Annotated in this window: 1 protein-coding gene; it reads left to right on the top strand. The window is 71.1% G+C overall.

Annotated elements, in window-relative coordinates:
• Positions 1 to 1,246: ISKra4 family transposase (locus tag D7Y15_RS43510; protein ID WP_121756218.1), on the top strand; the 1,246-nt coding region annotated here is incomplete at its 5' end.
• Positions 1,247 to 1,266 lie beyond the last annotated feature (20 nt).

The raw sequence follows: 1,266 nt of genomic DNA, 5'->3' as shown, positions 1-1,266 counted from the left end.
GAGGTTGCTTCGAGGCTACGACGTCGACGCCCCCCGTCTCCAACTCGCAGGCCAGGTCCACGCCCGGGTCGGCCGGTACACGGCGACGTACAAGACGCGGCAAGGCCCCGTCGAAATAGAGCGAAGCCTCTACCGGCAGGTAGGGGTGCGCAATGGCCCCACGGTGGACACCCTCAGCGTGCGCGCCGGGTGCGTGGCGGATGGCTGGCTGCCCGAGGCGGCGGTGCCCATGGCGTACCTGCTGGCCCGGGGCACGTCGCGCGAGGCGGAAGCGACGGCGCGTCAGGTGGGAGCGCTGCCCTACTGCCGCTCCTCCTTTGAGCGGATGGGCCACGAGGTGGGCGGGCTGTACGGCCACCAGCGGCCCCAGGTGGAGGCCGCGCTGGCCGAGGCCCTGGATGCGCCTGAAGGCACGCACAGCGTGAGCGTCAGCATGGACCGGGTGGCGGTCCCCATGGAGGAACCGAAGAAGCGCCCCGTGGGACGGCCTCGCCGGGGCGCTCCCAAGCGCCCGGTGGACGTCGTCTGGCGCATGGCCTACACCGCGTGCCTCACCTTCCATGACGCCCAGGGCGACGCGCTGGGCAGCGTGCGCTACGGACGCATGCCCCAGGGCGATGCCCGAGGGCTGGCCGAGCGGCTGGTCCGCGACGTCCAGTCGCTGGTCTCCAAGCAGTCCGCCCTTCATGTCGCCGCTCTCACCGATGGCGCTCCCGAGCTGCATGGCCTGCTGGACGAGGCCCTCGCCGCTCACGCTCCGGCGGCCACCAAGGTGGTGCGTCTGGTGGATTTCTGGCACCTGATGGAGAAGCTCGGGACCGCGGCCCTCGTGGTCGCAGGTGAAGCGCATGCCTCCGCCCTGTGTGAGAAGTGGAAGCTTTCCCTGCTCAACACCCCTGGGGCCGTGTGGACCATCGCCAGTGCGCTGCACGCTTCCGGCAGGCGGGACGTCGTCCTCGGTGACCGTCGACCGGTACACGAGGCGCTCACCTACCTGGAGAACCACGGCGAGCGGATGCATTACGCCGACGCACGAGCGCGGGGGCTGCCCATTGGCAGCGGCAACGTGGAGGCCACCTGCAAGTCGCTGGTCGCCCTGCGCATGAAGCGCCCAGGGGCCCGATGGAAGGAGGCGTCCGGCCAGCACATCCTGGACCTCCGCTCCCTTGCGCTCTCGGACCGGTGGGACGCCGCCATGAACCTCACGCTCGCGCCGCAGCGCGCGGAGGTGCGGCGCGTCTCGTGATCAGGATGGGCGCCACACCC

This window comes from Corallococcus sp. AB030 (assembly GCF_003668965.1).
In the GTDB taxonomy this organism is placed as follows: domain Bacteria; phylum Myxococcota; class Myxococcia; order Myxococcales; family Myxococcaceae; genus Corallococcus; species Corallococcus exiguus.
The sequence above is the reverse complement of the archived record's forward strand: the minus strand, read 5'-3'. Positions and strand labels throughout refer to the sequence as shown.